The sequence below is a fragment of the Kitasatospora sp. NPDC041917 genome, from assembly GCF_055589745.1.
Genome location: NZ_JBVJBI010000002.1, coordinates 135,900 through 159,023, shown reverse-complemented (window position 1 = coordinate 159,023; position 23,124 = coordinate 135,900). Strand labels below are relative to the sequence as shown.

22 protein-coding genes are annotated in these 23,124 nt (G+C 72.5%); 13 read left to right on the top strand and 9 right to left on the bottom strand.

The genetic code is table 11. The annotated features are described in order from the left end of the window. Positions 1-145 precede the first annotated feature (145 nt). A complete protein-coding gene (locus ACZ6EM_RS02835) occupies positions 146-442 on the top strand; it encodes a DUF4193 domain-containing protein (RefSeq protein WP_401050125.1) in 297 nt (98 codons plus the stop codon). Here the strand turns inward: ACZ6EM_RS02835 and ACZ6EM_RS02830 are convergent. The 4 genes from ACZ6EM_RS02830 to ACZ6EM_RS02815 form a co-directional block, all read right to left on the bottom strand. Further along, positions 376-1,029: a universal stress protein gene (locus ACZ6EM_RS02830; protein WP_452177524.1), complete on the bottom strand. Its 654-nt coding sequence runs from the start codon at positions 1,027-1,029 to the stop codon at positions 376-378. The genes ACZ6EM_RS02835 and ACZ6EM_RS02830 overlap by 67 nt on opposite strands. After that, positions 986-2,212, bottom strand: coding sequence for a PP2C family protein-serine/threonine phosphatase (locus ACZ6EM_RS02825; RefSeq protein ID WP_465771456.1), 1,227 nt, complete (start codon positions 2,210-2,212; stop codon positions 986-988). The genes ACZ6EM_RS02830 and ACZ6EM_RS02825 overlap by 44 nt, the downstream gene beginning before the upstream one ends. Next, entirely contained in the window at positions 2,209-2,715 is a 507-nt protein-coding gene (locus tag ACZ6EM_RS02820) for a universal stress protein (protein ID WP_465771455.1), read from the bottom strand. The genes ACZ6EM_RS02825 and ACZ6EM_RS02820 overlap by 4 nt, the downstream gene beginning before the upstream one ends. Positions 2,716-2,876: 161 nt before the next feature. Continuing rightward, positions 2,877-3,167, bottom strand: coding sequence for a hypothetical protein (locus ACZ6EM_RS02815; protein ID WP_465771567.1), 291 nt, complete (start codon positions 3,165-3,167; stop codon positions 2,877-2,879). Between the two features lie 399 nt (positions 3,168-3,566). On the opposite strand from ACZ6EM_RS02815, the gene ACZ6EM_RS02810 reads away from it, so the two are divergent. Next, positions 3,567-4,238 (top strand): hypothetical protein, encoded by a 672-nt coding sequence (locus ACZ6EM_RS02810; RefSeq protein ID WP_401055094.1) that lies wholly within the window; start codon positions 3,567-3,569, stop codon positions 4,236-4,238. Positions 4,239-4,323: 85 nt separating this feature from the next. Here the strand turns inward: ACZ6EM_RS02810 and ACZ6EM_RS02805 are convergent, their stop codons facing one another. Then, positions 4,324-5,415, bottom strand: coding sequence for a DUF5937 family protein (locus ACZ6EM_RS02805; RefSeq protein WP_452177521.1), 1,092 nt, complete (start codon positions 5,413-5,415; stop codon positions 4,324-4,326). A gap of 117 nt (positions 5,416-5,532) precedes the next feature. Between ACZ6EM_RS02805 and ACZ6EM_RS02800 the strand changes: the two genes are divergently transcribed. Further along, a complete protein-coding gene (locus ACZ6EM_RS02800; RefSeq protein WP_465771454.1) occupies positions 5,533-5,760 on the top strand; it encodes a hypothetical protein in 228 nt (75 codons plus the stop codon). Positions 5,761-6,228: 468 nt separating this feature from the next. On the opposite strand, the gene ACZ6EM_RS02795 is transcribed toward ACZ6EM_RS02800, so the two are convergent. Next, complete coding sequence (locus tag ACZ6EM_RS02795) at positions 6,229-6,960, bottom strand: DUF7873 family protein (RefSeq protein WP_401050556.1); 732 nt, start codon at positions 6,958-6,960, stop codon at positions 6,229-6,231. Positions 6,961-7,150: 190 nt separating this feature from the next. On the opposite strand from ACZ6EM_RS02795, the gene ACZ6EM_RS02790 reads away from it, so the two are divergent. Then, the gene (locus ACZ6EM_RS02790) at positions 7,151-8,317 is read left to right on the top strand and encodes an inorganic phosphate transporter (protein ID WP_452177519.1); all 1,167 of its coding nucleotides are present in this window, start codon (positions 7,151-7,153) and stop codon (positions 8,315-8,317) included. Then, a complete protein-coding gene (locus ACZ6EM_RS02785) occupies positions 8,314-8,559 on the top strand; it encodes a hypothetical protein (RefSeq protein WP_380542447.1) in 246 nt (81 codons plus the stop codon). The genes ACZ6EM_RS02790 and ACZ6EM_RS02785 overlap by 4 nt, the downstream gene beginning before the upstream one ends. A gap of 71 nt (positions 8,560-8,630) precedes the next feature. Here ACZ6EM_RS02785 and ACZ6EM_RS02780 read toward each other — a convergent pair whose 3' ends face one another. Both ACZ6EM_RS02780 and ACZ6EM_RS02775 read right to left on the bottom strand, forming a co-directional pair. Next, on the bottom strand, positions 8,631-9,830 hold the full coding sequence (locus ACZ6EM_RS02780; RefSeq protein ID WP_465771453.1) for a lantibiotic dehydratase C-terminal domain-containing protein: 1,200 nt from the start codon (positions 9,828-9,830) through the stop codon (positions 8,631-8,633). 276 nt (positions 9,831-10,106) lie between these two features. Continuing rightward, on the bottom strand, positions 10,107-10,295 hold the full coding sequence (locus ACZ6EM_RS02775; protein WP_401050565.1) for a thiazolylpeptide-type bacteriocin: 189 nt from the start codon (positions 10,293-10,295) through the stop codon (positions 10,107-10,109). A gap of 818 nt (positions 10,296-11,113) precedes the next feature. On the opposite strand from ACZ6EM_RS02775, the gene ACZ6EM_RS02770 reads away from it, so the two are divergent. Continuing rightward, positions 11,114-12,463, top strand: coding sequence for a hypothetical protein (locus ACZ6EM_RS02770; protein WP_401050567.1), 1,350 nt, complete (start codon positions 11,114-11,116; stop codon positions 12,461-12,463). Positions 12,464-12,647: 184 nt separating this feature from the next. Then, on the top strand, positions 12,648-15,476 hold the full coding sequence (locus ACZ6EM_RS02765) for a hypothetical protein (RefSeq protein WP_401054167.1): 2,829 nt from the start codon (positions 12,648-12,650) through the stop codon (positions 15,474-15,476). A 136-nt stretch (positions 15,477-15,612) separates the two neighbouring features. Here ACZ6EM_RS02765 and ACZ6EM_RS02760 read toward each other — a convergent pair whose 3' ends face one another. Further along, a complete protein-coding gene (locus tag ACZ6EM_RS02760) occupies positions 15,613-16,290 on the bottom strand; it encodes an SMI1/KNR4 family protein (protein ID WP_465771452.1) in 678 nt (225 codons plus the stop codon). 194 nt (positions 16,291-16,484) lie between these two features. Between ACZ6EM_RS02760 and ACZ6EM_RS02755 the strand changes: the two genes are divergently transcribed. From ACZ6EM_RS02755 to ACZ6EM_RS02730, 6 genes are all read left to right on the top strand, one after another. Continuing rightward, on the top strand, positions 16,485-17,030 hold the full coding sequence (locus ACZ6EM_RS02755; protein ID WP_401050584.1) for a GNAT family N-acetyltransferase: 546 nt from the start codon (positions 16,485-16,487) through the stop codon (positions 17,028-17,030). Positions 17,031-17,169: 139 nt separating this feature from the next. After that, positions 17,170-17,262, top strand: coding sequence for an Ms4533A family Cys-rich leader peptide (locus tag ACZ6EM_RS02750; RefSeq protein ID WP_317620150.1), 93 nt, complete (start codon positions 17,170-17,172; stop codon positions 17,260-17,262). A 146-nt stretch (positions 17,263-17,408) separates the two neighbouring features. Then, a complete protein-coding gene (locus tag ACZ6EM_RS02745; RefSeq protein WP_465771451.1) occupies positions 17,409-19,127 on the top strand; it encodes an ABC transporter substrate-binding protein in 1,719 nt (572 codons plus the stop codon). A 32-nt stretch (positions 19,128-19,159) separates the two neighbouring features. After that, the gene (locus tag ACZ6EM_RS02740; protein ID WP_401050581.1) at positions 19,160-20,212 is read left to right on the top strand and encodes an ABC transporter permease; all 1,053 of its coding nucleotides are present in this window, start codon (positions 19,160-19,162) and stop codon (positions 20,210-20,212) included. After that, a complete protein-coding gene (locus ACZ6EM_RS02735; protein WP_401050579.1) occupies positions 20,209-21,198 on the top strand; it encodes an ABC transporter permease in 990 nt (329 codons plus the stop codon). The genes ACZ6EM_RS02740 and ACZ6EM_RS02735 overlap by 4 nt, the downstream gene beginning before the upstream one ends. Before the next feature lie 86 nt (positions 21,199-21,284). Continuing rightward, entirely contained in the window at positions 21,285-22,973 is a 1,689-nt protein-coding gene (locus tag ACZ6EM_RS02730) for an ABC transporter ATP-binding protein (protein WP_452177552.1), read from the top strand. The last annotated feature ends 151 nt before the right edge of the window (positions 22,974-23,124 follow it).

Here is a 23,124-nt window from a genome sequence, read left to right as displayed (position 1 = left end):
CCTCATGCCGGCACCCCCGACCTGGGCACCGCATCGACAACCGCCGGCACGAGGGATGACGGGGCCGCCGGAGCCCCGTCCGAGTGAGCCCCTGCCGCCCCGTCCTGTCAGGCGACTTCTTCGACCCACGCAAGGAGCAACCATTGTGGCCACGGATTACGACGCCCCGCGGCGCACCGAGGACGACAACGAGGAGAGCCTCGAAGAACTGAAGTCCCGCCGTGACGAGCGGCGGCCCGGCGTGACAGGCCTGGACGAGACCGAAGAGGCCGAGACCATGGAACTCCCCGGCGCCGACCTCTCCGGCGAGGAGCTGACCATCAGGGTCCTGCCGGAACAGCCGGACGAGTTCGTCTGCGCGACCTGCTCCATGGTTCACCATCGCAGCCAGCTCGTCCACGCCGACCAGGGCGGGATGATCTGCCGCGATTGCGCCCCCTGACAGCAGTCGCCGCGCCCACTGCGCGGACAGCGCCGGTTGTCACGAGTGCCGCGGCCAGGACGGCGAACGAGACTGGACGTACGGCCCGCCAGTGCCGAGCGTCGATGGCCGGCCGAGGTACGAGTCCGGCCGGGTGGAGCGGGGCGATGACGACGGCTGCGGAGCCCGGTCGCCACAGGTGGACGGATCACCGTCCCGTAGCAGCGGGCCGGTCGGACCCGACGCGCGACGGAAGTGGGCGGCGCCGCCTGCCGGTTCGCCTGCCGGCCGAGCCACCTTCGGCTCTCGGCCACGGCGTCCGGGGAGCCGAGCGAGTGATCGGCGGTCCACGGCCAGGCCATGAGCAGCTCCAGACGCATACCGTGGAGTTCGGCCTCGCACGCGGCCCACTGCGTGGCTGCGACGCTTTCGGGTGATCCGTCGTACCCGACGGTGATCCGGCCGTTCACGGCGTCTCCAAGGGGCTTCGGACGGTGGGTCCGCTCTCGGTCCCCGCGCTCCCGGCCGGCGCCCCCGGGACCCGTCGCAGGCCGGGTGCTGCCGTCAGAGCCGGATGACGACGAGCGCGGTGTCGTCGGTGGCGCCATCGGGGGGGATCAGTTCGGTGAGGACGGTGTCGGCGATGGCGTCGGGGTCGGCGGAGCGATGCGTGGTGAGGACGTGCGCGAGGCGGTCCAGGCCGGTGTCGATGTCCTCGTGGCGGCGTTCGACCAGGCCGTCGGTGTAGAGGGCGAGCGTGTCCCCCTCGGCGAATCGGGTGACGGCCTCGGGCCGTGTCCGGTGCTCGGGACGGGCGCCGAGCGGAGGGTCGGTGGCCCGGTCGAGGAATTCGACGGTGCCGTCGCCGTGCAGCAGGGCGGGTGGGGGATGGCCGGCGCTGCTGTAGGTGATGGTGTGGGCGCCGGAGTCGATGAAGGCGGTCGCGGCGGTGGTGGATTCGGCGCCCTCGACGGAACGGGCGTACAGACCGAGCACCTCCAGGGCCTGGGCGGGGCCGCCGGCAACCCGGGAGGCGGCGCTGAGGGCACTGCGGAGCTGGCCCATGACACCGGCGGCGACCAGGCCGTGGCCGACCACGTCGCCGACGGCGACCGCGACGCGGTCGTCCGGCAGTTCGACGAGGTCGTACCAGTCGCCGCAGACGTTGAGGGCGCCCACGGCGGGTCGGTAGCGGACCGCGGCACGGTGGCGTTCGAGTGGTCTGGGCTCCGGCAGCATGGCCGCCTGGAGCACGAGTGCGACCTCGCGTTCGCGGGCGTGGGACTCGCGCAGACGCTCGTTGACCTCCTGGAGTTCGCGGGCACGGGTGTAGAGCTCGGCTTCCAGGACGCGGGCGCGATCGCCCTCGGGCAGGCCGTGGGCGCGGATGAGCTGGGTGATCTCCTCGACGCGGTGGATGAGCAGCACCGTACGGCCCTCGCCGTCGAGCACGGGGGCGTTGACCGGACTCCAGTACCGCTCCTCCCACTCGCCGGGTCGGGCGGTCGACTCCACGTCGTAGCGCTGCAGGGCCATGGTGTCGCGCTCGCCGGACGCCAGGACCCTGCGCAGGGACGCCTTCAGGTTGTGGGCCCCGGTGGCGGCGGGGTCGTTCGGGTTGTCGGGGAAGATGTCGAAGAGGTACCGGCCGACGAGCTGCTCGCGGGTGCGCCCGGACAGGCCGAGGAAATCCTCGTTGGCGTCGGCGTACAGCAGGTCCGGGGTGAGCAGCGCGACCATGCCGGGCAGGGCGCGGAACACCGCCCGGTAGTCGATCGCCTCGCCGGTCACGGTTCCGCCTGCGGTCGGGGTCGTGCGGCGCGTACGACGACGACCGGGCAGGGCGCGTGGTGGACGCAGTGCTGGCCGACCGAGCCCGGCAGGGCCTCGGTGAATCCGCCGTGCCCGCGATTACCCACGACGAGCAGATCTGCGCTGTCGGCGGCCTTGAGGAGCACGGCGGCGGGGTGGCCCTGGACGACGTGCTGCCGGATCTCGACCTGCGGGGACTCCGTGACGGCCCCGGCCGGGGCCTGGCGCGCGTTGCCCGCGACGTCGAAGTCCGGCACGGCTGCCGAGGGCGCCCCGTAGCCGACCGGGTACTGCCAGGCGATCACGGCGTCCACGCTTCCGCCGGTCAGCCCGGTCAGCCCGGTCAGCCCGGTCAGCCCGGTCAGCCCGGTCAGCCCGGTCAGCCCGGTCTGCCGGGCCGCCCACGCCGGTGCGGACCTGGATGTCGTGGAGCCGTCCACTCCCACGACGATCCGGGCTGAGCGGCGGGGTTCCTCGCCCATCACACGCCTCCGAGAGTTGTGCCGTCCTCCACCGCCACCATCGGCGATCCGCGGCCACCATGCCAGCCGGGAGGGGAGCCGTGCCGGGAGGCGACTGTGTCTGGAGGGGGGCCGTGCAGGGTGTACCGCAGCCGCGGACCTGACGGGGAACCCGTCCCGGGTCAGACCGTGTGCAGGCCCTGTGCGGCGAAGACCGCCCGCGCTCGGGCGATCTGGTCCGGTGTGGGCACCGGGGTGTCGGCGAGGGGGAAGTCGAGCGTGGGGTCGAGCCGCTGTCCGGTCAGGTGCCGGTAGAGGGCGCGGTCCCAGGACTTGATGTCGAGCAGCACGAGGTCGGTGTCGGCGGCCACCGCGAGCCCGGCGATGCCGCAGGCCATGGTGCGCCGGACGGCCCGATCGTGCAGGGCCATCTCGATCCGCTCGTAGGCGTACCGGTCATCGCCCACGGTCACGGGATCCACCCGGGCATATGGTCGGGAAAGCGTCACGGCGGCAACCGCCTGGCTGGAAAAGCCGGAATCACACCCCCGCGGGCGGTTTGGACCGGGAGTCGGAGACACGTCGGTCGCATCGGTCGACAACCCTCAACAGAGCTGTTACACCAGGTGAGTTCAGCGCCTCGGGAGTGCTGCTCGTGTCGAACACTCCTTCCTGCGCGAGGGCAGAGAGGCAGCCATGACCCTTCGTCGTCCGGAAGTTGGAGAATGCGCTCAGTGAATTCACCGGAGAACACCGTTGCCGTCGGTCCTGGGGCGGGGCTCGGCGAGTCGGTCGCCCGTGCGGGCCAGGGCTCGGCCGAAGCCGTCGACGAAACGCCGGCTGGGGATGAATTCCCCCTGTGGGGAACGGAGTTGCCCCTGGCGCGGACGGAGGAGCAGCAGGCCGCGGAAGGCGCCGACCTGCCGGACCTCAGAGCGCAGCTGTACGAGGTGGCGGAGGCCTGGAAGGAAGCCGTGCCCGAGGGGCGGAGTACCGCCGGGGATCTGCGAGCGGTTCTTGAGGCCGATGTGGAGGCGCTCCAGGTCCACTGGCAGCACGTCGCCGCACTCCCCGACGCATCGGAAGCGCCGGCCGCCGACGGGACGGGGCACGTGGGTACGAGGAGCGGAGCGACGGCGGTGAACGCCGCACTCCGCGCCGTCGACCGGCACGCCCTCGCCCTTCGCGCCGTCCCCGAGTGGCAACAGCTTCACACCGTTCGTGACGCCGTCTCCCGCGTCTGGGACACGCTCGCCGAACGGGCCGGCGAGTCCGCGGGCCGTCTCCTCGACGACCGGCGCGTCGCGGAGTTCCTTCGCAACGTGTCGGTCCGCGCGTGCGAGACGATCGCCCGGCTCTCCCGGCTGGCGGCCGACCGCCTCCGTCCCGACCGGGCCGCGCTGCCGAGTGCGGAGGCCCTCCTGGCGCTCGGCAACGCGGCGAGTGCCTACGGCAGGTCGGCACGGCGGCCGGGCGACCTGCCCGCGGGAGAGGCGCTGCTCGTCCTCGGCGGTGGACCCCGCCCTGGGGAGCCCTGGTCCTGACGCGCGGGCGGGCGGGTGGTGGCGGTACGGGCGTGCCGGGCCGATCCGCCCGCCGCGGCGTCCCCCGCCTGCCGCCCGGCCGTCCTCACCGCAGCACGGACTCCAGGAAGTCGCTGCCGATCCGGGCCACGACCGAGATGTCGAGCTGGTGGAGGACGTAGCGGCCCCTGCGCCGGGTGATGACCAGCCCGGCCTTCTTCAGCACGGTGAGGTGGCGGGAGACCTCCGGGGCGGTGATGCCGTAGGCGTCGGCCAGCTCGCTGGTCGAGTACGCGCCGCGCGCGAGGTTGCGGCACAGGCTCATCCGCATGGGGTGGGTCAGCGCGTCCAGGCGCAGCTTGACCGTCTCCACCGGCTCGGCGCCGCCGACCTCGTGGGCGGCCGCCGGGTACTGGATCACGGGCTGCCAGCCCGGCCCGTACAGGGTGAAGAGGTGCGGCCAGCCGAAGACGGTCGGTATCAGGGTGAGGGAGGCGCCGCGGGCCTCGGTGCGGCCGTGGACGAGCTTGTCGACGACGATGCGGCTGCCGTGCTCGTCCTCCTCCAGGCTCAGTGCCGGTGACGCGGCCGTGAGCGCCTCCGCCAGGCCCTTGCGGCGCAGCAGCTCGCTCTTGTGCTGGGCGTCGGCGGCGAGCTGGACGCGGACCCGGCGCCAGGTGTCGGCGAAGAACGCCTGGTCGCAGTCCTCCAGGAGGCGCCGGATCCACGCGCGCGTGGCGGTGGGTTCGGCGAGCATCCGCTCGACGAAGGCCGCCTGGCGCGGGCCGCGCGCCGCCGCCAGGTCGAGCGCGCGGCGCCGCGACCACGCGTCGACCAGGGGCGACGGCAGGCCCTTGGGGTAGTGGCTGATGCTGCACGAGATCTCCAGGGCCGCACCGACGAACTTCTCGTCTTCCATGCGGTCGAGGTCGTCCAGTTCCTCGGTGAGGGTCTCCCGGGGCCGGGCCGGCATCAGGAAGTCGGAGCGCGTCGACCGCCACATGAAGTCGGCTTCGAGCAGCCGGTCGGCCAGTTCCGGCTTGAGCGCGGCGGAGGTCGTCGTCGTCCACGCGTGCAGCCGGGAGTGGTGAGCGGGCTCGGCCAGCGCGTGCAGCGCGTTGCTCAGTTCGGCCAGGGGCGAGGGGCAGAAGGTGATCCGCTCGTGCGGCAGCCCGGTGATGTCAATGGTCACGCTCACCCCTCCATGGTGCCTGGCCGCCGCGACGCCGGGTCGGGCGGGGGGAGCCGTCCCGTCATTTGACGGGGGCCGTCAATCGACGGGACTTGTGGGGCCGCCGGGGTGCACGGTGGGCGCATGAACGCACTGCAGCAGCACCTCTTCGACAGCTACCGGGCCGCCCAGCACGCCGAGCCGGCCCCGCCGGCCCCCGGTACCCACGATGTCGCGGTGCTCCGTGCGGTCCGCGATCACCGCCGCTTCGAGGCCGTCCTCGCCGGCCGCCCGACCACCGGCCGCCTCCGCCTGGCCCTCCGCGCGGCCCTCCTCCGCCGCCGGCGGCCGGCCGGGGTGTGCCGGCCGTAGTGGTGGTCCTGCCGGGGCGGCGCCCCGGGAACGCGAGAGGACCCGGGAGCGTAGCCAGCTCCCGGGCCCCTGTTTGCCGCCCAATTGCGCACACCGGCACGTTTAAGGGTCGCGGATCAGGTTGAAATCGACGCGTTCTACCTTTGAACTACCGTGCCACGGAGCGGCACAGACAGGACTTGAACCTGCATTCGTCGATATTCGTCCGCACCCGGTCGATCCGGTGTTCGGCGGCGAATGCTGAGACTGGAGCGAGAGTCTGAGATTCAAGGGGTCTGCCTCTGCCTGCTTGGGCTACCCCGGCCGGTGGTGCCGGGGGGAGGACTCGAACCTCCACTGGGACCCCTGGTCAGCTTCAACGTCAGTGTCAGCTTTTCGCACCGTGCAGCGCACCCGCCCGGTCTCCCGGACAGGGTGTTCGACGCGCTCGGTGCACCCGCCCGGCTCCCCGGGCGGGCGATCATGGGGCTACCGGAAGAGGTAGCCGAAGACGGCGTCGCCGACCCGCTGGTCGGTGACCTCGACCGCGTTGGCCTCCTCGCGGGCGAACTTGACCGCCTGCTGGAGCTTCTCCACCCGCTCGGCGAGCTCGTTCACCCGGCGGGCCGGCAGCGCGCCGGAGAACTTGACCGTGGTCCAGTAGCCGACCGCGATGTCCTCGTAGTAGACCTCGACCTGGGCCGGGTGCTTCTCGGTGGCCTCGGCCTTGACGTGGTTGCGCGGCACCTTCTTGGTCCGGATGGTGCGCACCGGCTCGGTCTTCCAGGCGTCGGCGGACGGGTCGAGGTTCCAGGACTCGGAGGCGTCCAGCACCGGGAGCTTCTTCACGAAGGTGAACAGGTCGGTGAGCTGCTTCTCCAGGAAGAGCAGGTACGGCACCGGCACCCGGGCGAGGAGCACCTGGCCGTCGACCACCACATCGGCGCTGGCACCGATGTTGGCCCAGTCCTTGGTGGCCGTCACGTCGAAGAGCCGGGTGAGGGTCTGCGCGGTGGACCGCAGGATGTCCTCGGCCTTCAGCTGCACACGGGTCGACTCCGGCGGCAGCTGCTCGCCCTCCTCGTCCTTGGGCTGGTAGGTGCGGGAGATCCCGGCCAGCAGCGCGGGCTTCTGAAGGTCCTGGTGGGCCTGCGTCAGCTCCTGGAAGGACTTGGACTTGACGCCCTTTTCAACGGCGATGATCTGGTTCAGCTTTGCCACGTCCGGGACGCTATCAGTCCCAAAGTGGTCGGCGACACCCAATTATTGACCGAGTAGTGGTTCTGTCCTGTGCGCTCCGCTCGGGCTCCACGGCCGTGCTGGTCCGATCGGATGGTGTCCTCCACCGCCCGGCCCCGTACGGGTGGCGGGGGACCGGGGCGGCGGCGGTCGGCGGGTTAGGTTCGGACGCGTGACCGGCAATGACGTGGTTCTGGCGCTGGTGGTGGTCACCGCGCTCGGTTTCGACTTCACCAACGGGTTTCACGACACCGGCAACGCCATGGCGACCTCGATCGTCACCGGCGCCCTCCCGCCGCGTGTCGCGGTCGGCGTCTCGGCGGTGCTGAACCTGGTGGGCGCCTTCCTGTCGACCGCGGTCGCCGCGACGATCGCCAGCGGTCTGGTGCAGAGCCAGGACGTGACGCTGACCGTGGTCATGGCGGGCCTGACGGGCAGCATCCTGTGGAACCTGACGACCTGGTACGTCGGGATCCCGTCGAGTTCCTCGCACGCGCTGATCGGCGGCGTGGTCGGGGCGACCATGGCGGCGGCCGGGGCCTCCGCCGTCAAGTGGCAGGGCCTCGTCGCCAAGGTGATCGTGCCGGCCGCCCTGTCGCCGTTCATCGCGGGCTCGGTCGCCGCGCTCGGCACCTACCTCGTCTACCGCGTCACCCGCGAGGTCTCCGAGGGCCCGCGCACCCAGGGCTTCCGGAGCGGTCAGGTCGGGTCGGCCTGCATGGTCTCGCTCGCCCACGGCACCAACGACGCCCAGAAGACCATGGGCGTCATCACGCTGGCCCTGATCGCCAGCGGCACCCTGAGCGCCGGGGCGAAGGCGCCGGACTGGGTGATCGGCTCCTGCGCCACGGCCATCGCGCTGGGCACCTACATCGGCGGCTGGCGGGTCATCAGGGCGCTGGGCAAGGGACTGGTGGAGATCGAACCGCCGCAGGGGATGGCCAGTGAGTCGGCCTCGGCCGCGGTCATCCTCTCCTCCACGGACTTCGGCTACTCGCTCTCCACCACCCACGTCGCCACCGGGTCGATCCTCGGATCGGGGGTCGGCAAGAAGGGCGCGGTCGTACGGTGGAACATCGCCCGCCGCATGGTGGTGGCCTGGGTGCTCACCCTCCCGGCGGCGGCACTGGTCGGGGCGCTGGCCTACTGGGTCGCCGACGGGATCGGCGGCACCGGGGGCGTCGTGACCATCTTCGCCGTCCTGGTGCTGGCCTCGATCGCCTTCTTCGTCGCGTCCCGCCACCCGGCGGTCACCCCGGAGAACGTCAACGCCGCGTGGACCGGGTCGGTCATCCCGGACCCGGAGCCCGTTCCCGCCACCGACGAGGTGGCCCCGTGAACTCCTGGGTCGATCTGGACGCGCTCTGGAAGATCGTCGTGGTCGGATTCCTCGCCGGCGCCGGTCTGCCCGCACTGTTCGCCATCGGTGTGCGCGCCCTCTACCCACCGGTCGGGATCGACGGGGCCGGGGTCTCCCGCCGCGCCGCCGGGGCGCTCGGCTGGACCGTTGCCGTGGTGTGCTTCGCGGTGGTCCTCGCCGCGATCGGCTGGGGCATCTTCATCATCGTCAACCACAGCTGAGTGCGGAGGCGGTGGTCGCCGCGGTGGCGCGCCGGCGGGGCGCGGGCGGCGACTGCGAGGTGGAAGGGCCGTCATGCCGGCCCCTCGACCATGGCGATCACCTGGGCGATGTAGTCCCGCCACCGGTGTTCGGTGAGTTCGGGGACGCTGCGTACGAGGAGGTGGGCGGCCAGGTAGCGCTCCACCGGCCGGACGTCGCAGATCGCGAAGAGCCGGTACAGGGCGTTGGTGCCGGTCCGGTAGATCAGGTAGTGGGTGCGGTCGAACAGCGTGCCGTCGGGGTCGCTGCGGGTCAGCATCCGGTGGAACTCGCTGTAGCGGGTGCGCAGTTCGAAGTCCCAGCGTTCGGCGGTGGCCGGGTCGCCGAGGGCGGTCGCGCGGGCCCGGTACTCCTCGCCGCGGCCGGAGAGGTCGGCCCCGGCCGCCAGCAGCCGCTCGGCCCGGTCCCAGGCCGTGGCCGACCAGCGCGCCCAGTCCTGCTCCCAGCCCCGGGTGTCCCCGGCCGCCACGCGGCGGACCAGCTCCGTGGCGGCGGGGCCACTGCGCTCCCAGCGCTGATCGAAGGCCGCTCGGACCCGGCCGTCCGGGTCCTCGTGGACGAGGAAGTCCTCCAGGTGGGAGAGGAAGGAGTAGTGCCCGCCGATCAGCCCGTCCGGATGGGTGCTCGCGTGCGCCGCCAGCGCCGTGAGCACCAGCCGCACCCGGGCCTGCGCGGTGTCGCCGTGCTCCCCGAGGAACGCGCAGGCCGAGGTGATCGCGGGCAGCCCGGCGCGCATCAACTCGTCGCGCAGCGCAGCGGGTTCGGCCCCGAGCAGCGCGTGCAGGTCGGTCGTCGCGGCCGGGTCGACGGGCGCCACCCGGACGGTGTTGTCCGGCACCAGCGGGCCGTACGGCGGGGCGATCAGCTCGGCCCGCCCGGCGACGGCGGCCTCGGCGAGCAGCTGTTCCCGCGTGCGGTCGGCGACGGACGGGTGCGCGGCCGCCCACGTCCGCAGCGCCCGGGCGGACTCCTCCGCCGCGGCGGCCACCCGCTCGGCCGGCCCCTCCAGTCGCAGCCGCAGGTGCGGCCCGAACCGCCAGTGCCGTTCGACGTGGGCGAGCAGCCCCTGCTCCGTCGCCCTGCGCGCGAGCGGCAGGACGGCCTCGCGCAGGGCGCGCGCCTTGACGGGCCGGTAGTGGTAGAGGATCACGTCGAGGGCGGTCCCGGGCGCGGGGCGGCCGGCCGGACCGCTCATCGGCTCACTCGTCAACTCAGTCGTCGGCTCGCTCATCGGGCGACTCCTCGGTGCGGCACCGGCGGGGCGGACGGGGGCGGGCAGTGGGTTGGGCCGGGCGGGCGGTAGGTCTCCAGGACGAGTTCGACCGTCCGCGCCGGTTCCGACTGCCCGCCGACGAGGGGCAGGGCCTCCTCCAGCAGGGCGCCGTGCGGGTGGCGGGCGAGCCACCGGCCCGGGCTGGTGCTTCGGCGCCGCTCAGTAGGGCTTGCTACAGCTCAGCAGGGTTCGGCAGGGCTCGGCACCGCTCAGGACGCCCGGCAGCGCGGAGCGTCAGAACCACGTCGTCGTCGGGTGCACGATGCTGGAGTTGGAGGAGGAGTTGCAGGACGTGGAGTTGGTGGACGCGCCGCCCTCCGGCAGCGCGATGCTGTCGCGCAGCGCGGTGACGGTCAGTTCGCCCAGGTCGAGGTCGAGGTCGAGGTCGTCGAGCGCGAGGACGTCCTGCAGGTGGTCGGACATGGAGGTCTCCCGAGGAGTGTCGAAGGGGTCGGCCCGGTAGATCGCCGGACCGGGTCCGTGCCGGAACGTGGGCCGGAAGCCCGACGACGACTCCTGGCAGGAACACGATCCCCGGGAGCCGCCGTCCTCCGGCAGCGCGACGGTGCCGCGCGCAGTGCGACGGTGTCGCGCAGAGGTGCCACATGCGTGCCTGAGCACACACGCGTGCTCAAGCGGGATGGTGCGGATGCGCCTGGTCCCCCGTGGGCGCGCGGCTCGGACCGGATCGATACCGGCCGGGCGCCACCGTTTTACCGAGTCTAGGTCGAGGCTCGCTCCGCCAAGAGGGCGCTCCGGTCACATTGGCCGGTAATCCGCTGCGGCCCGCGGCGCCGGCCGCACCCCGCCGAGGCACCGCGGTGCCCGGTTCGCCCCATGCGTACATCCCTGAAACCTCGCCGGGCCCGGCGGGCGCGCCGTCCGCGGTGCGGTGCGGCGGGGGAACGGTTCTCCCCGCCCCTGTGAAGAGGGCAGCTCCACGCCCCCTGCGACTGCCGACGGGTCCTTCACCCGGCCTTCACGCCTCCTGTCCCGCGGCTCCACTCGTCGTGCCCGCGCCCCGGCGGGGGAGAAGCCGGAGCGCGACCATCGGGATCCGGCCAGGGCAGGGCTTCCGGGCGCTCCGTTCGGGTGGTGGGCCGGCCGAGGGCGCCCGCGTCCGGCCCGTCGCGGCGGGAGGTGGCGGCGCGGTGCACGAGGATGGCCGCTCCGAGGAGTGCCGGGGAGCACCGGAAAGTCCCGGAGAGTCCCAGGCCGTGCGGCGAACGAGGTGCCGACCCATGATGACCGACGTTTTCAGCCGGTTCCAGTCGCTCCAGGACCCCGGCCTCAAACTCCTCCAGAGCGACGGCAGCGCCGACACCGATCTGCTGCTCCCGCTGCTGCGGAACCGCGACCGCGGGATCGACGTGCCGGGGCGCCGGGTCCTGGACGCCGCCCAACCGGACGGCCTCAACGTCCGGATGGTCCAGTACAAGGATGTCGTCGGCGGCCTGGCGGACGAGCACGGGACCGTCCTCGTCGCGGAGCGGGACCAGGCCACGCAGCTGTTCCTGATGTGGGTGTCCAGGACGGCGGCGCTGCACCTGAAGGCCGGGGCCACCCAGAACGTCAACGTCCACTTCCTCTTCCACCCGCCGACCGACCGGGACTGCTACGCCGCCACCGACTACTGGACCGGCACGTGCCGCATCGACGGGAAGGACCGCGGCTGCGTCACCGACAAATTCAAGGGGACGCAGCCCTATGTCAAGCTCGGCGAGCGCTACCTGTGCACGGACTTCCGGGCGGTCGCCCAGCACCTGCTGGCCTCGGACCGGTTCGAGCCGAACGTCCTCTACGTCGTCCCCGTGGCGTCCGTCGCGGGAGGCAATTTCAACGACCTGCTGACGGAGCAGGGCCTGACGCGGGCGGTCCAGGAGGTGCTCCTCTTCGCCTCCGGGAAGATCACGGGCCGCCCCGTCCAGGACGGCTTCCCCGAGTTCGGGCAGGTGATGCTCTCCGGCTACAGCCACAGCGGTGACCGCGTCGAGAAGCTGATGAAGGGCGCTGCCGACACACCGTTCTTCCGCCGCCACCTGTCACAGATCAACCTCTTCGACCCGAACCTCCAGGTGGGGGATGCGAAGGCCCGCCTGGAGCGCTTCCAGGCACTGCTGGAGAGGGCGTCGTTCTGGAAGCGCCGGGTCAACCGCGACGCCCGCGTCTTCGTCTACACCTCCTACGACGACCACCAGCGGGCGATGCTCGGCAGCGGCCTGGGGCTGCAGAGCCCCACCACCGTCAACCTGGACACCGTGGAGTGGGAGGGCGGCAAGCCCGCGAAGGCCGCCCTGCGCAAGAAGCAGGGCGCGCACCCCAGGGGCACCGGGGTCGAGGCCTACAACCACGACCGCAGCGTGGGGCTGGTCCACCTGCCGCCCTCCTTCTTCCGGCACTGGCTGGAGCACCCGCTGGACAACCCGGCGGGCTGGGACCAGGACGCCCGGGGCAACGGCCACGGCCACGGCTGGTTCCTGCGCACCCTGCTGTCCCACGCCCTGTCCAACGCCACGCCCGAGTGGTTCGGCGAGCAGCGCGGCTTCAAGGCGGCGGGGCCGGTGGTCCAGCCCAGGCCCGCACGGAACTGAGCCCGCCGGTACGGGCGGGTCTGCCGATGCGGTGGCGTGCCCCGCGGCGGCGGCAGGCGCCACAGGACGTGCATCGTCCGAACGAACGTGTGCATCCTTCGGGCGGTACGCCTGCGGCCGGGGTGAGGGAGCCGGACTGCGGTGGGGACACCAAGGGGACCCTCCCCGCCTCCAGGAGTCCGACATGGCATTCGCCGTCACCTTCCTCGGCACGGCCCCCATCCCCACGGCGGGCTCCGGAACCGCCTTCAAGCTCTGGTCGTACCGCGTCGACGGCACGGGCGCCGACATCCCCGCCGGCCTGCGGATGGCCCTCGCCCTGCCGGACGGCGTCAGTGTGCAGGACCCCAGCGCCTACCCGGACGTCACCGCGCTGGACGGCACGTTCCTGTGGCGCGACCCGGTCACCGGGCTCAACTTCGCCGGGCGCACCGCGACCTCGCCGACCACGGTGACGATCACCTTCGTCGCACCGGCCCGCACCGCCACCGCGTCGGTGCGCCTGTTCAAGTCCCCGAGCGGCGCGCCGTGGAGCGCGGTCGTGTTCACCGTCGCCGGCAGCGGCGCGGCCGCCGACGGGCAGACCATGGTCCTGCCCGCCCCCGGCGTGCCGACGTTCACCGGGCGCCCGGTCACCGACTTCGAAGGGGCCCTCCCGTACGCCACCGAGGTCTTCGGCGTCTACCAGCCCCTGCTCGGATGGCTCGGCTCGCAGGCCGGCACCGCGGCCGCCGCCGTGCACCCCGGATCCCGGTTCGCGGCACTCGCCTCCGAAAGCTTCCGCGGCGACAACGCCCGGGTGCTGCGCGACCCGGCCCTGGCCGCGCTGGCCGAGTACTACCGCACCTTCGCCGCCCCCGATCTGGAAGCCGCGGCCGGCTCCCCGCCCGACTACGTCACCGGCCTCGCCGCCGCGACGGCCTCCGGCACGGCCCCGCTCACGCCCGTCGGGCTGGTGAACCTCTTCCGCCAGTACTTCTTCGAGTTCGACACCTTCCTCGGCGCGCCGTCCGGGCACATCTGGGTGAGCCCCGGCGGAACCGTCGAGGTCGTCGAGACCAGCACCCTGCGCACCCTGGTCGAGAAGACGACCACGGTCGCGGAGGAGACCACCCGCAAGACCGAGGACAGCCAGACCGACCAGGACGACGTGGCCGACGCGGTCAAGGAGGACAACTCCACCGATACCAAGCTCGGCGTGAGCGCCACCGGCGGAGTGAACGCCACGATCTACCACGCCGACGTCAGCGCCAGCTTCGCCACCCAGAACACGGTCAAGCGGGGGGCGGAGGAGACCCACAAGCACACCCGTACGCAGACCTCCAAGGTCAACACGGAGATCAGGCGCAACTTCAAGACGACCTTCAAGACGGTGACCGAGACCACCGACACCTCCAGCCGCCGCTACGTGCTGCAGAACGCCAGCACCACCGACCTGGTCAACTACGAGTTCCGGCGCAAGATGCGCAAGGTCGGCGTGCAACTGCAGCACATCGGCACCCGACTGTGCTGGCAGGTCTACCTCCCCGACCCGGGCCGGGACCTGGGGCTCGGCGACATGGTCCACGTCGTCGACGCGCCCGACCTCACGGCGATCCCCAAGCCCGCGGACATCCCCGACCTCGAAGACAAGCAGGTGCCCTTCCACTTCGAGGTGCCGTTCCTGCACGACCAGGGCCCGGACGAGGACGCCAAGCTGACCTACCTGCCGGAGAGCGGCAACGCCTGCCGCGGCATCAACCCCACCAGCACCCCCGGCGGACACGACGACATCGTCCAGTTCTGCTTCGACTTCCCGCTCCCGCCGGCCCCACCGGGCTACCGCCTGACCGGGGTCGCCTCGATCGACCGCCACGGAGCGCAGGCCAACTTCGCCCCGCTCGACTCGACCGACCTGGTACCCGACCCCGACCCGGACAAGAACACGCTCAAGATCCGCCTCACCTACGCCAACTGGCAGGGCCGCAAGTCCATGCCGTTCGACGCCGTACTGACCTACACGCCCACCGACGCCGCCAAGACCGACCTCCAGAAGCGGCGGGACGCCGCGCAGGCCGACTACCAGGCGGCGGTCGACCGGCTGGAGCACGAGGCCTACGGCAAGGCGGTGCGCGAACGGCTGCGCCTGGTCAGCGCGCTGACCCCGCGCCGGCCGGAGGTGCTGCGCAGCGAGGAACGGCGCGTGGTGTTCCGCGACATCCTGCGGCGCCTGGAGAACAACGGTCACTACCCCCAGGACCCGGACCACCCCCCGTTCGCGGAATCGGAGCAGATCAACCAGCTCTTCGACGTCGAGGAGATGCTCTACTTCGTCGCCCCGGACTTCTGGCGGCCCGGCCCGGTGGCCCCGCCCGCCCCCGACCGGAACAGCGCCGGCCGCTACCCGCTGCCGCCCGAGAAGCAGCCGCCCCTCCCCGACGGCACCGTCGAACTGCCGCTCGCCGGGCAGACGGTGGCCGGCTGGTACTCCCGCGCGGACGAGTACCGCACCTCGGGCGCGGCGGGCGCGCCCGCCCCCGAATGGCGGGTCGACTACCTCATCACCGAGGAGACCCAGCCGGCGCCGCTCGGCAGCTCGCTGGGCTGGCTGATCCAGATCGACGGCGACGAGCGCCGCAACGAGTTCCTCAACGCCGCCTGGGCCAAGGCCGTCATGCCCGTCAGGCCCGGACAGGAGGTCGCCGCGCTCGCCTGGCTCCTGGGCGTCGAAGGCGTGGCGGGGCTCGGCCTGCCCTACCCCGTCCAGCCCGGAGACCCGCCGGAGTACCAGAACAAGACGTACGGCGACGTCCTGCAGCTCCTCGCGGCCAAGCTCCAGGCCGCCAACACGGCGGTGGACAACACGCTGGCCTCGGAGAAGGTCTTCGAGACGGGATTCGACCCGCTGGAGGGCGGGTTCCGCCGGCCGGACGACCCGTACCAGATCTTCGACCAGTGGATCGAGGTCATGCCCACCGACCAGGTGGCGGCTGTCGCGGTCCGCTACGACCCGCGCACCGGGCAGCAGCTGTGAGCGCGGCGCGCGGCGGCTGAAAGGGCGGCCGGCCCCGGCGCCGGCACCCGCAGCTCGATCCGGACACCCCGGCGGCGGGCGACCCGGGGCGGGCGGCGGAGGGGCACCGCGCCCGGGTCCGCCTCGCCGCGCCCGTTCACCGGGATGCCGCTTCGCGTCGCTCCAGCCAGTCGAGGTACCAGGTGGCGAAGGTGTGGCGGTTCCCCTGCGCGTCGACGCACGGCTCGAAGGGCGGGTCGACCGCACAGTCCCGGTCGCGGAGCTCTCCGCGATGAGGGCCGACGACGACGAGCCAGTTGGTCATCCCGCACCCGTTGTCGCTGATGTGGATCGCGCCCCGGCCGCGTTCCACGCGCCAGATCTCGTCGCCGGCGTCGCCGAATACCTCGCGGTAGTCGTCCAGGCGGTTGGTGTCCCCGTCCCGGGCGGCGGGTTCGTACCCGGCGGCGCGAAGCGTCGCGGTCTGCCGGTCGGCCCAGCCCTCCGTCTCGACGAACGGGCCGCTGGGGTCCAGCAGCCAGGGTTGGTCCTCGTCGTCGTCCCAGACCCATCCCCACGTCCCGTCGATCCGGCGCAGCGAGGTGAGGTGGAGCGCCGGTCCGGGACCGCCGGCCCCGACCTCCGCCAGGAATGCGCGGTACTCACCGGGGAGTGCGACGCCGAACTGGGTCTCGGCCTCGGCGATCTCGGCGGGGGTCAGGGCGGGTTCGAACACCGGGTACCGGGACGGCCCGAGGCCACGGGCCCGACGCTCGGCCTCCTCCACCGCCATGACGCGTTCCCGGACTGACGACCAGTCCACCTGGGTGTTCATGGCTTTCCTGGTTCTCCTGGTTCTGCCGGTGGCGGAGACGGGCCTGACGGATGTTCGTCGTTCAGGGTAGTAGTCGCGGCGGCGGCCGGTGACGACCGGCTGTTCGAGAGGGGACCGGTCCGGCCCCGTGCGGGGGCGGTGGAGGCTCCCCGGCTTCGGGAGGGGTGTCGGAGCCCTCTGGCATCCTTCGCCCCATGCCGTACGACGCCGCCCTCCAGCTCGTCCAGACGACCGACCCGCACGACGTCACCGCCGAACTCCGGCAGCAGCTGATCGACTGCTGGATCGCGGTCACCAACAGCGGCGGCGCCGCGGGATTCCCCTTCCCTCCGGTGGGGCGCGACGACGTCACGCCCGCCGCGGACGGGCTCCTCGCCCGCCTCGACCCGCAGCGGAGTCGGCTCCTCACCGCCCGGGTCGACGGCGTCCTGGCCGGATGGGTCGTCCTCAACCGCGACCCCTACCGGCTCGTCGGGCACTGGGGCACCGTCCACCACCTCCAGACCCACCCGGCCTTCCGCGGCCGCGGAATCGGATCCGCCCTCGTCCGCGAGCTCCGGAGGATCGCCCGCGACGAGCTCGGCCTGGAACAGCTGCGCCTGGCGGCGCGCGGCGGCGAGGGCCTGGAGGACTTCTACGGGCGGCTCGGCTGGCGCGAGATCGGACGCTGGCCCGAAGCCCTCCGGCTCGCTCCCCACGACACCCGCGACGAGGTCCTGATGATCCTTGCGCCGCTGTGATCGCCGGGGCGTCCGGGCGGTTCCCGTTGCCCGTTCCGGCGTCCCCGGGCCCGGTGGAAATCGGTTCCGGCGTTCTCCTGGTGGGCAGGTCATAAGTGGAGTTTTGACATTCCGCTTAACTTCCTACAGTCTTCTCGGCATGTCTGACCGTCACCCGATCGAGTGCGCCGCCATCGAGCTGGCGCTGATCGGCGTGGCCGCGCACTGCGTTTCCGACAATCTCTGTCGCTGAATCCGCCTGCCCCGACGCGTTGTGCGGTGATCGCCGCATCGGGGCGTCGCCCCTCCCTGCGGGCGCGGTGCCGCTCACTCTTCTCGAAGCCTCACTGTCGCCCGCCTTCCTCCGTACACCATCGGTAGCGAAAGGCTCCCTTTCCGATGTCTCGAACCACCTTCACCCCTCGCCGCCTCGCCACGGCGACCGTCACCGTCGCGCTCGTCGTCGGACTGGCGGCGTGCGGACCGAAGGCCGACGGCGGTGGTGGCACCGGTAAGGACGCCGCGCCGCAGCAGGGCGGCACCCTCACCGTCCTCAACCAGAACCCGCAGGACCAGTTCGACCCCGCACGGCTCTACACCTCCGGCGGCGGCAACGTCCCCTCGCTCGTCTTCCGCACCCTCACCACCCGCAACCGGGCCGACGGCGCGGCCGGCACCAAGGTGGTCCCGGACCTCGCCACCGACACCGGCACCCCCTCCGAGGGCGCCACCGTCTGGACGTACCACCTCAAGGACGGCCTGAAGTTCGAGGACGGCTCGCCGATCACCACCGCCGATATCAAGTACGGCATCGAAAGGTCATTCGCCCCCGAACTCTCCGGTGGCGCACCGTTCCTGAGGGACTGGCTGGTCGGCGCCGCCGACTACCAGGGCCCGTACAAGGACGGCCGCACCCTGGACGCCATCGAGACGCCGGACGAGAAGACCATCGTCTTCCGCCTCAACAAGCCCGAGGGCGACTTCCCGTACCTGGCCACCCAGACGCAGTTCGCACCCGTCCCGAAGGCCAAGGACACCGGGACGAAGTACCAGGACCACCCCGTCTCCTCCGGCCCCTACCAGGTGGTCAAGAACGAGAACGACGGCGCGCACCTCGTCCTCAAGCGCAACCCCAACTGGTCGGCAGCGACGGACGACCAGCGCAAGGCGTACCCCGACACCGTCGACGTGCAGTCCGGTCTCGACCCGGCGGTGATCAACCAGCGGCTCTCCGCCGGCACCGGCGCCGACGCGGCCGCCGTCACCACCGACACCAACCTCGGCCCCTCCGAACTCGCCCAGGTGAAGGACGACAAGGCCCTCGCCGCACGCGTCGGCACCGGCCACTTCGGCTACGTCAACTACCTGGCGTTCAACCCCAAGGTCAAGCCCTTCGACAACCCCAAGGTCCGGCAGGCCGTCGCCTACGCGGTCAACCGCACCTCGGTCGTCAACGCCGCCGGAGGCTCCTCGCTCGCCGAGGCCGCCACCACCTACCTGCCCACCCAGGAGACCTTCGGGTACACCCCCTACGACCCGTTCCCGGCCGGTGCCACCGGAAACCCGGAGAAGGCCAAGGAGCTGCTGAAGGAGGCCGGTTACCCGGACGGCCTGACCATCACGCTCACCCACTCCAGCGCCGTGGGCAAGGGCTACGGCCCGGACCTGGCCACCGCCGTCCAGGACGGCCTGAAGGCCGCCGGGATCACCGTCCAGCTGGAGGCCCTGGACTCCACCAGGTACTCCAAGACGATCCACACCGTCAGCACCGAGCCCGGCCTCTTCCTCTCCGGATGGGGCGCCGACTGGCCGTCCGGCGGCCCGTTCCTCGCGCCCATCTTCGACGGCCGGCAGATCGTCACCGACGGCTACAACTTCAACTCCGCGCAGCTGGACGACCCGTCGGTGAACGACGAGATCGACCAGATCAACAAGATCACCGACCACGCCGAGGCCGCCAAGCGCTGGGGCGCCCTGGACCAGCGCATCGGCGACCAGGCCCTCACCGTCCCGCTGTTCCACCCCGTCTACAAGCGGCTGTCCGGCAAGGACGTCCGCACCATCGTCATCAGCAACTGGACCGGCGTGCTCGACATCTCCCAGGTCGCGGTCAAGTAGCGGTCGGGAACGGACGGATCGGTCAGACAACCATGGCTCCACAGGAACCCAGCGCCGGGGAGGCCCGCGCGGCCTCCCCGGCCGCCGGGGGCCGGCAAGTGTGGCGGCGGCTGCTCGCGCGGCGCGCCGCCCTCGCCGCCGGCCTCGTCATCGTCCTGCTCGCCCTCGTCGCGGCGGCGGCACCGCTGCTCAGCGCGCTCGAAGGCCAGGACCCCACCAGCTACCACAACGACCTGCTCGACTCGGCGGCCGGCGGGGTGCCCACCGGCTCCTTCGGCGGCGTCAGCGCCGAGCACTGGCTGGGCGTCGAACCGGGCACCGGGCGCGACGTGTTCGCCCGGCTCGTCCACGGCGCCCGGATCTCGCTGCTCGTCGCCGTCGGCGCCACCCTCGTCCAGGTCGCGATCGGCGTCCTGCTCGGCCTCACCGCCGGCCTCGGCAACCGGCTGCTCGACCAGCTGATCGGCAACACCACCGAGGTGATGCTCGCGCTGCCCTCGCTGGTCTTCGCCATCTCGCTGATGGCGGTCGTGCCCTCCGGATTCCCCCGCCCGCTCCTGCTGACCCTGGTCATCGGGCTGCTGGGCTGGGCCGGCACCTCGCGGATCGTCCGGGCGCAGACACTCAGCCTCCGGCAGCTCGACTACGTCGCCGCGGCCCGGCTCGCCGGCGCCACCCGGTGGCGCATCGCCCGCCGGGAACTGCTGCCCTCCCTGGCGGCGCCGGTCATCACCTACGCGGCGGTGCTGCTCCCGTCCAATGTGATCGCCGAGGCCGGGCTCTCCTTCCTCGGCGTGGGCGTCAAGCCGCCGACCTCCTCCTGGGGCCAGATGCTCTCCGGCGCGACCACCTGGTTCCGCGCGGACCCGACGTACGTACTGCTGCCGTCGGCGCTGCTGTTCGTCACCGTGCTCGCCTTCACCGTGCTCGGCGACGCCGTCCGCACCGAGCTCGACCCCCGCGCGGCCTCCCGGCTGCGGGTCGGCACGGCGCGGGGCGGCGCCGGTGCGGCGAGCGGCGGCTCTTCGAGTGGCGGTCTGTCGACTGCCGGTTCTTCGAGCGGCGCCGAGGAGGCCACCGCATGACCCGCTTCCTGCTCCGCAAGGCCGTCGGCATGCTCGGCGTCCTGCTCGCCCTCTCCCTGATCGTCTACGCGGTCTTCTACATCGCCCCCGGCGACCCCGCCCAGCTGGCCTGCGGCGAGAAGTGCAGCCCCGCCCAGGTCGCCCAGGTGCGCGAACGGCTCGGCCTCGACGCCCCCGTCCACCTGCAGTACGCCCACTTCCTCCAGGGCATCGTCGCCGGCCGCGACTTCAGCGCCGGCACGGGCCTGCTGCACTGCCCGGCGCCCTGCCTGGGCGTCTCCTACCGCAGCGGCGAGCAGGTCACCGACATGATCACCGCCCGGCTGCCGGTCACGGCCTCGCTCGCGCTCGGCGCGATGGTGCTCTGGCTCATCCTCGGGGTCGGCACCGGGCTGGTCTCCGCGCTGCGCCGGGGCCGGCTCAGCGAGCGCCTGCTGACCGGCCTGACCCTGGCCGGCAGCTCGATCCCGGTGTTCATCATCGGCCTGGTGCTGCTCATCGTCCTGTGCGCCCAGCTCCAGTGGCTGCCGTTCCCGAGCTACGTACCGCTCACCGACGACCCCCAGCAGTGGTTCTGGGGCCTGCTGCTGCCCTGGGTCTCGCTCGCCCTGATCGAGTCCGCCAAGTACGCCCGGCTGACCCGCTCGTCCATGCTGGAGGCCCTCGCCGACGACCACATCCGGACCTTCCGGGCGTACGGCGTCAGCGAGCGGCGCCTGGTGACCCGGCACGCGCTGCGCGGCGCGCTCACCCCGGTGATCGCGCTCACCGCCATCGACCTCGGGACGATGTTCGGGTCCGCCGTGCTGACCGAGTCGCTCTTCGGCCTCCCGGGGCTCGGCAAACTGCTGGTCACCTCGGTCGGCCTGATCGACCTGCCGACCGTCGTCGGCCTCACCCTCGTCACCGGGTTCTGCGTGGTCCTCGCCAACGTCATCGCGGACGTGCTCTACGCGGTGTCCGACCGAAGGGTGGTCCTGACGTGAGCGTCGAACCGCTGGGCGCCGAGCGCCTGGTCGCAAAGTCTCCGGGGGCCGAGTCACGGGGTGTCGAGTCACGGGGTGCCGAACCCCTGGTCGACGTCCGGGACCTGGTCGTCGACTTCCCGGTCGGCGGCGGCCACGTGCGCGCCGTCGACGGCGTGGGCTTCACCCTGGAGGCCGGACAGGCACTCGGCATCGTCGGCGAGTCCGGCTCCGGCAAGAGCACCGTCGCCTACGGACTGCTCGGCCTGCACCGCGGGACCGGAGCCCGGATCGGCGGCACCGTCCGGGTCGCCGGCGTGGACGCCGTCACCGCCGAGGGCGCGGAACTCCGGCGCCTGCGCGGCGGACTGGCCGCCATGGTGTTCCAGGACCCGCTCTCCGCGCTCGACCCGTACTACGCGGTGGGCGACCAGATCGCCGAGGTCGTCCGGGTCCACCGGGACGTCTCCCGCCGGGACGCCAGGGCCCGGGCCGTCGAGGTGCTCGACCGCGTCGGCATCGCCGACGCGGCCCGCCGCTCGCGCTCGCGTCCGCACGAGTTCAGCGGCGGCATGCGCCAGCGGGTGCTGATCGCGATGGCCCTGGCCTGCGAGCCGCGGCTGCTGGTCGCCGACGAGCCGACGACCGCGCTGGACGTCACCGTCCAGGCCCAGATCCTCGACCTGCTCCACGAGTTGCGCGCGGAGACCGGGGCCGGGCTGGTCCTGGTCACCCACGACCTGGGCGTGGTCGCCGGGAGCGTCGACCGGGTGCTGGTGATGAAGGACGGCCGGGCGGTGGAACACGGCCCGGTCACCGAGGTGCTGGGCGCTCCGCGTGAGCCGTACACCCGCGCGCTGCTGTCGGCGGTGCCCCGGGTCGACGCACCCGGCGCTCCGGACGTCCCGACCGCGTTGACCGTTCCGACTGGGCCGACCCGACCGGCCGAGCCGGCCGGGGGAGAGGTCCTGCTCGAAGCCACCGACCTGCGCCGGGAGTTCGCCACCCGGGGCGGCCTCATCCGGCGCGCCGCCCCCGTCACCGCCGTGGACGGCGTCTCGCTCACCGTACGGGCCGGCGAGACCCTGGGCATCGTCGGCGAGTCCGGCTCCGGAAAGACCACGCTCGGGCGGATGCTCGTCCGGCTGCTGGAACCGACCGGCGGCCGGCTCCACTACCGCGGCCGCGACATCGGCGCGCTCGGGGAGAAGGAACTGCGCCCGCTCCGGCGGGAACTGCAGATGGTCTTCCAGGACCCGGTGTCCTCGCTCAACCCGCGCCGCTCCATCGGGGAGTCCGTCGCCGACCCGCTGCGCATCGCCGGCGAGAGCGACGAGCGCCGCATCCGCGTCCGGGTCGGCGAACTCCTCGAACGCGTGGGGCTCGACCCCGACTGGTACCACCGCTATCCGCACGAGTTCTCCGGCGGGCAGCGGCAGCGGGTCGGCATCGCCCGGGCGCTCGCGCCCCAGCCGCGACTGATCGTCTGCGACGAACCGGTCTCCGCGCTGGACGTCACCACGCAGGCCCAAGTGGTTGAGCTGCTGGGCGAGTTGCAGCGCGACCTCGGCCTCGCGCTGGTCTTCATCGCCCACGACCTCGCCGTGGTCCGGCAGGTCAGCGACCGGGTCGCCGTGATGCGGGCCGGACGGATCGTGGAGCAGGGCGAAGCCGACGCCGTGTACGACTCGCCCCAGCACGCCTACACCAAGGGCCTGCTGGCCGCCGTACCCGTGCTCGACCCGGTCGAGGCGACCGCCCGACGTCACGCCCGACTGGCGACCGCCGGCGTCTGACCGACCCCCGGCACCGGACCGGCCCGCACCCCACGGGGTGCGGGCCGGCCGCGTTGCCGGAGCACTCGGCGCACACCACGACACCGTCCGTGCGGGTCCGGCGGGACGGACGCTCCGGCGGAACTCAGGCCCGCCGGGGCGCCGGCCGCCG

Coding starts and splice junctions, on each gene's coding strand:
- ACZ6EM_RS02830 (WP_452177524.1), bottom strand. CDS start 1,029: ATGGCGCCACCGACGACACCGCGCTCGTCGTCATCCGGCTCTGACGGC.
- ACZ6EM_RS02820 (WP_465771455.1), bottom strand. CDS start 2,715: ATGGGCGAGGAACCCCGCCGCTCAGCCCGGATCGTCGTGGGAGTGGAC.
- ACZ6EM_RS02800 (WP_465771454.1), top strand. CDS start 5,533: ATGAACGCACTGCAGCAGCACCTCTTCGACAGCTACCGGGCCGCCCAG.
- ACZ6EM_RS02780 (WP_465771453.1), bottom strand. CDS start 9,830: ATGAGCGAGCCGACGACTGAGTTGACGAGTGAGCCGATGAGCGGTCCG.
- ACZ6EM_RS02775 (WP_401050565.1), bottom strand. CDS start 10,295: ATGTCCGACCACCTGCAGGACGTCCTCGCGCTCGACGACCTCGACCTC.
- ACZ6EM_RS02770 (WP_401050567.1), top strand. CDS start 11,114: ATGATGACCGACGTTTTCAGCCGGTTCCAGTCGCTCCAGGACCCCGGC.
- ACZ6EM_RS02765 (WP_401054167.1), top strand. CDS start 12,648: ATGGCATTCGCCGTCACCTTCCTCGGCACGGCCCCCATCCCCACGGCG.
- ACZ6EM_RS02760 (WP_465771452.1), bottom strand. CDS start 16,290: ATGAACACCCAGGTGGACTGGTCGTCAGTCCGGGAACGCGTCATGGCG.
- ACZ6EM_RS02755 (WP_401050584.1), top strand. CDS start 16,485: ATGCCGTACGACGCCGCCCTCCAGCTCGTCCAGACGACCGACCCGCAC.
- ACZ6EM_RS02750 (WP_317620150.1), top strand. CDS start 17,170: ATGTCTGACCGTCACCCGATCGAGTGCGCCGCCATCGAGCTGGCGCTG.
- ACZ6EM_RS02745 (WP_465771451.1), top strand. CDS start 17,409: ATGTCTCGAACCACCTTCACCCCTCGCCGCCTCGCCACGGCGACCGTC.
- ACZ6EM_RS02740 (WP_401050581.1), top strand. CDS start 19,160: ATGGCTCCACAGGAACCCAGCGCCGGGGAGGCCCGCGCGGCCTCCCCG.
- ACZ6EM_RS02735 (WP_401050579.1), top strand. CDS start 20,209: ATGACCCGCTTCCTGCTCCGCAAGGCCGTCGGCATGCTCGGCGTCCTG.